The sequence below is a fragment of the Flavobacterium fluviatile genome (assembly GCF_010645065.1).
In the GTDB taxonomy this organism is placed as follows: domain Bacteria; phylum Bacteroidota; class Bacteroidia; order Flavobacteriales; family Flavobacteriaceae; genus Flavobacterium; species Flavobacterium fluviatile.
In genome coordinates this window covers 39,410-45,824 of record NZ_JAADZW010000027.1, presented here as the reverse complement: position 1 = coordinate 45,824, position 6,415 = coordinate 39,410, and the positions used below count along the sequence as shown (strand labels likewise).

The following is a 6,415-nucleotide window of genomic DNA, read 5'->3' as shown; positions in this document are numbered from 1 at the left end:
CCAACAACAGCAGATGCGACACAGGATTTCTGTTTAGCGAATGCGCCGACAGTTGCCAATATTCAGGTAAACGAAACCAATGTGGTTTGGTACGATTCACTGACCAGCACCACGGCAATTGCCTCAACAACCGCTTTAGCAAACGGAACTTATTTTGGAGCTATTTTAGATCCGGTAACAGGTTGTGAAAGCGCTATGAGATTACAGGTTGCTGTAACAATCAACGATCCGGGTACACCGACTACCGCAGATGCGACACAGGATTTCTGCTTAGCGAATGCGCCGACAGTTGCCAATATTCAGGTAAACGAAACCAATGTGGTTTGGTACGATTCCTTGACCAGCACAACAGCCATTGCGCCGACAACCGCTTTAGCAAACGGCACCTATTTTGGGGCCATTTTAGATCCGGTAACAGGTTGTGAAAGTTCAGTTCGTCTGGCAGTAACCATTACCATAAATGACCCGGGTACACCGACTACCGCAGATGCGACACAGGATTTCTGTTTAGCGAATGCGCCGACAGTTGCCAATATTCAGGTAAACGAAACCAATGTGGTTTGGTACGATTCCTTGACCAGCACAACAGCCATTGCGCCGACAACCGCTTTAGCAAACGGCACCTATTTTGGAGCGATTTTAGATCCGGTAACCAATTGTGAAAGTGCTGTAAGATTACAGGTTGCTGTAACAATCAACGATCCGGGTACACCGACTACCGCAGATGCAACTCAGGATTTCTGCTTAGCGAATGCGCCGACAGTTGCCAATATTCAGGTAAATCAGTCCAATGTGGTTTGGTACGATTCCTTGACCAGCACGACAGCAATTGCACCAACAGCAGCTTTGGCAAACGGAATTTATTATGGAGCCATTTTAGATCCGGTAACCAATTGTGAAAGCGCTGTGAGATTACAGGTTACTGTTACAATCAACGATCCTGGTACACCAACAACAGCAGATGCAACACAGGATTTCTGTTTAGCGAATGCGCCGACAGTTGCCAATATTCAGGTAGATCAGTCCAATGTGGTTTGGTACAATTCATTGACAAGTACAACAGCTATTGTACCAACAACCGCTTTGGCAAACGGAACTTATTTTGGGGCCATTTTAGATCCGGTAACAGGTTGTGAAAGTGCTGTAAGATTACAGGTTGGCGTTACAATCAACGATCCGGGTACACCGACTACCGCAGATGCAACGCAGGATTTCTGCTTAGCGAATGCGCCTACAGTTGCCAATATTCAGGTAAACGAAACCAATGTGGTTTGGTACGATTCATTGACCAGCACGACAGCTATTGCATCGACAACCGCTTTGACAACCGGAACTTATTTTGGGGCCATTTTAGATCCGGTAACCAATTGTGAAAGCGCAGTTAGGTTACAGGTTGCTGTAACAATCAACGATCCGGGCACACCGACTACCGCAGATGCAACACAGGATTTCTGTTTAGTAAATGCACCGACAGTTGCCACTATTCAGGTGAATGAATCCAATGTGGTTTGGTACGATTCCTTGACCAGCACGACAGCAATTGCACCAACAGCAGCTTTGGCAAACGGAATTTATTATGGAGCCATTTTAGATCCGGTAACCAATTGTGAAAGCGCTGTGAGATTACAGGTTACTGTTACAATCAACGATCCTGGTACACCAACAACAGCAGATGCAACACAGGATTTCTGTTTAGCGAATGCGCCGACAGTTGCCAATATTCAGGTAGATCAGTCCAATGTGGTTTGGTACGATTCATTGACCAGCACCACAGCAATTGCGCCAACAACCACTTTAGCAAACGGAACTTATTTTGGAGCTATTTTAGATCCGGTAACAGGTTGTGAAAGTGCTGTAAGATTAGAGGTTACGATAACTGTTACTAATCCATTAACACCAACGACTACGGATACAACACAAGATTTCTGTATTTCAAGTTCTCCTACTGTAGCTAATATTCAGGTGAATGAATCCAATGTAGTCTGGTATGATACATTAACAGGAGTAACAGCATTAGCTCCGACAACAGCTTTAGTAAACGGGATTTATTATGGAGCTATCTTGAATCCGATGACAGGCTGTCAAAGTAATACGAGACTGCAGGTAAATGTGACAATTAATAATCCGTCAGCAACGCCAACTACAAATTCGGCAACTCAAAACTTCTGTTCATTGAATGCACCAACAGTTGCTAATATTCAGGTTAATGAATCAAATGTTGTTTGGTACAGCAATCCAAGTGGAGGAACACCATTAGCACCAACAACAGCTTTGACTTCAGGACTTTATTATGGAGCTATTTCAAGTGTAACTGGTTGTGAAAATTCTGTTCGATTAGTTGTTACAGTAAATGTAAATACTCCAGGAGTGGTTACTACAATAAATACAGCGCAAAAGTTTTGTTTATCTAAAACTCCTACCATTGCCAATATTCAGGTAAATGAGTCTAATGTAGTTTGGTATAGTAATCCAATAGGAGGAACACCATTAGCAGCAAATACGCCGCTTACAGCTACAACTTATTATGCTACATTGCTTAGTAATACGACAAATGGCTGTACAAATGCGACACGTCTGGCAATAGCGATTAGTTTTGAAAATGATGCATTGGCGCAAATAACTTCCACAGATGATACGCCATGTGTTTTTCAGGGAGTGACTTATTCAATAGCTAACGGAAAATCAAATTATGTATGGTCTGTTACTAACGGAACAATAACTTCCGGTGGTGGTGCTGCTGATGGATCCGCAACAATTTCATGGTCTGATGTTGGTCCGGGAACAGTTTCGGTAACGTACATCAATACATGCGATGAAACTACTACAAAAACTTTGAATGTAACAGTAGCTACATGTTCAGATCTTACCATAACGAATACGGTTAGTAATCCAACTCCTAATTTTGGAGAGGAGATAGTATTTACCATAACTGTAAATAATGTTGGTCAGGGAACTATTCTTAATACACTTGTTAGTGATTTAATTCCAAGCGGATATGAATTTGTATCGTCTTCTTCATCAACAGGAGTGTATGATGCTTCTCAGATATGGACAATTCCAACTTTAAATCCGGGAGAAAGCGAAACTCTTGAAATTAGAGTAATTGTATTACCAAATGGGACTTATCTAAATGTAGCCACTATCGAAATTTCGACTCCTTTAGATATTGATCTAACAAATAACACAGCTTCAGCGACTATAGAGCCAATTTGTTTAACAGTTTACAATGAGTTCACGCCAAATAATGATGGAGCAAATGATCTTTTCAGAATTGATTGTATCGAATCTTATCCAAATAATGAATTAAAAGTCTTTAACAGATATGGAGCTTTGGTGTACATTAAAAGAGGTTATGAAAATGATTGGGATGGAACAGCTAATGTATCGGGAGTTATAAACAGAGGGGATATGCTGCCAACCGGTACTTATTTTTATGTGATAGATATTGGTGACGGAAAAATTAAAAAAGGATGGTTATCTATAATGAGATAATCACTATTAACGTCAATTAAATTAACTAAATAAGTATCGTTATGAAACTATATATAAAATCACTAGAAACGTATTTAATCTTAATATGCTCTATTATCACATTTAGTACAAATGCACAACAGGATCCTCAATATACACAATACATGTATAACACTATGGCGGTAAATCCGGCTTATGCCGGGTCTACCGGTGTTCTGGAAGCTACACTTCTACATCGCTCACAATGGGTTGGCATTTCCGGAGCCCCCGAAACACAGTCGTTTTCTATTCACGCACCGCTCCGAAACGAAAAGATTGGTTTAGGATTAAGTGCTGTTAATGACAAAATTGGCCCTTCTGACGAATTATACCTTGATGGTAATTTTTCATATTCGCTTGCATTAGGTTATGAAAAAAGACTGGCCTTTGGTTTAAAAGCCGGTATGCGAATGTTAAATATCGACTGGACTAAAGGAAAATATTACGATCCTAATGACGTTCTGCTGAATCAAAATATTGACAATCAGATGAAGTTAGCAGTTGGAGCCGGGATTTATTATTATACCGATAAATGGTATTTAGGTTTTTCAATTCCAAGCTTTATCGAAAATGATTATTATGATGATGTTCAGGAATCTGTAAGCTATGATCGTTTACATTATTATTTAATGGGTGGTTATGTGTTTGATTTGAATCCAAATTTAAAATTCAAGCCTGCATTTTTAGTAAAAGCAGTGAGTGGAGCTCCTCTTACCGCTGATGTTTCTGCAAACTTCATGCTTTACGAAAAATTCGTTATCGGAGGTTCTTATCGTACCGATGATTCTGTAAGTATTCTGGCAGGTTTTCAGATATCAAAAAGCTTTTACATCGGATATGCTTTTGATTACACAACAAGTCAACTGAATAAGTATAATGATGGTACGCATGAATTTATACTGAAATATCAATTCAACAAAAATCAAAGCAGAATCAAGTCTCCAAGATTCTTTTAAAAAATAAACCTTATGAAAAAACTATATATCCTAAGTCTGGTTTTGAGCTTTACGGTTTGTTTTGCTCAGACTAATTTAAAAAAGGCCGATGCATTGTTTAAAAACTACTCGTATGCTGATGCTTCAAAAGCGTATGAAGAAATCTTGCAGAACATAAAAAAACCTTCCACACAAACCATTAAGAATGCAGCCGACTCTTATTATTTTATTTCTGACTCCCGAAATGCACTTAAATGGTACAGAAAATTATATGAAGTACAAGGGAATAATTTAACGGACATCTATTATCTGCGTTACATTCAATCAATGAAAGCCGTAATGGATTATGATGAAGCAAACAGGGTTACAAAAGAATATCTGGACAAAAAAGGGGATAAAAACGAAATTAACAGATATCTCACCCAGAAAAAACAAATGGACAGCTTATCTAAAGTGAAATCGCTCTACGAAATTAAAAATCTGGATATCAATACCAGTAAATCTGATTTTGGAGCAACATTTTTTCAGGAAAAAATTGTTTTTACTTCGGCGAGGGATACAACAAAATTCAGTGAAAAGTTGTACACCTGGAACAATCAGCCTTTCCTTAATTTATATGTGTCTGAAAGAAATGCTGCCGATGGAAGTTTGTTTAATGAGACCGTATTTTTGCCAAATGTAATGACTAAATATCATGAAGCGACAGCCACTTTTGATGCCGATGGAAAAACAATTTATTATTCGACCAATATCGTCAAAAAAAATAAATTGGTTATAGACGAAACAAAAACTAATAATTTTCAAATTATTAAGGGTTCTATTGTGGATAATAAACTTGAAAATCCACAAAAAGTATTTTTTAACAGTGAAGAGTATTCCGTTGGGCATCCATCATTGAGTGAAGACGGTAAATGGCTTTTCTTTGCATCGGATATGCCTGGCGGATATGGGGAAACCGATTTGTATTATGTGAAAATTGCCCCTGACGGCACAATGAGTTCTCCTGTAAATTTAGGCCCGAAAATTAATACTATTGGTAATGATCTTTTTCCTTTTTTCAGCAAAGGGGTACTTTATTTCTCTTCTGACGGGCATTACGGATGGGGAGATCTGGATGTTTACGAAAGTAAATTTTTATCTGACGGAAGTTTTTCAGATCCCAAAAATCTGGGCGCGCCAATAAACAGTAATAAGGATGATTTTGCTTTTATAATAGACAAAACAGGTCATTTTGGTTATTTGTCTTCTAACAGAGAGGCAGGAAAGGGCGATGATGATATTTATTCTTTTACAAAAAAAGACCCGGATTGCAATCAGACAATTTCAGGAATGGCAGTTGACCGGAAAACAAAACTGCCTCTCGCAGATGTTGTAATCATGGGATACAATTCTTTTAGTGATATTCTGGGCGAAACAAAAACAAATTTTGAAGGTAAATATGCTTTGACTGTTCCGTGCGGAAAAACGGTGAAAATGATTGCAGCAAAACCCAATTATGCCAGCGATGAAAAAACAGTAGAAACCACATCAGAAAACGAAGGAGAGATTCCAAATGTCAATTTTGAACTGAGCAACTATGATGATTTGGTGGTGAAGAAAAAAGGGGTTGAAAAGGTAGATGTAAAACCGATTTATTTTGATTACGATAAATATGATATAACACCTTTAGCTGTAGAAGAATTATCTAAAGTGGTTTTTATCATGCAAAAATTCCCAAACATCCGCATCAAAATTGAATCACATACGGACTCGCGGGGAAAAGATTCTTATAACCTGAAACTTTCTGACAACAGGGCAAAATCAACAAGAGATTATATTATTTCGCAACATATAGATGCTTCAAGGATAGAGAGTGCTATTGGCTATGGCGAAAGCCGGTTAATTAATAATTGTAAAAATGGGGTTAAATGTACGGAAGAAGAACATTTGTTAAACAGACGTTCTGATTTCATTATTATTCAGAAATAAAT

3 protein-coding genes are annotated in these 6,415 nt (G+C 38.3%); all 3 read left to right on the top strand.

Translation table 11 applies throughout. From position 1 onward, the window contains the following. The coding region (locus GXM17_RS18980; RefSeq protein WP_163401123.1) for a T9SS type B sorting domain-containing protein at nt 1-3,492 on the top strand (3,492 nt) is incomplete at its 5' end. 41 nt (nt 3,493-3,533) lie between these two features. Next, on the top strand, nt 3,534-4,466 hold the full coding sequence (locus GXM17_RS18975) for a PorP/SprF family type IX secretion system membrane protein (protein ID WP_163401122.1): 933 nt from the start codon (nt 3,534-3,536) through the stop codon (nt 4,464-4,466). Nucleotides 4,467-4,478: 12 nt separating this feature from the next. Beyond that, on the top strand, nt 4,479-6,413 hold the full coding sequence (locus GXM17_RS18970; RefSeq protein ID WP_163401121.1) for an OmpA family protein: 1,935 nt from the start codon (nt 4,479-4,481) through the stop codon (nt 6,411-6,413). Nucleotides 6,414-6,415: the final 2 nt, after the last annotated feature.

Bases quoted from the DNA above. Each gene is read 5' to 3' on its own strand.
- GXM17_RS18975 (WP_163401122.1), top strand. From the start codon at position 3,534: ATGAAACTATATATAAAATCACTAGAAACGTATTTAATCTTAATATGC.
- GXM17_RS18970 (WP_163401121.1), top strand. From the start codon at position 4,479: ATGAAAAAACTATATATCCTAAGTCTGGTTTTGAGCTTTACGGTTTGT.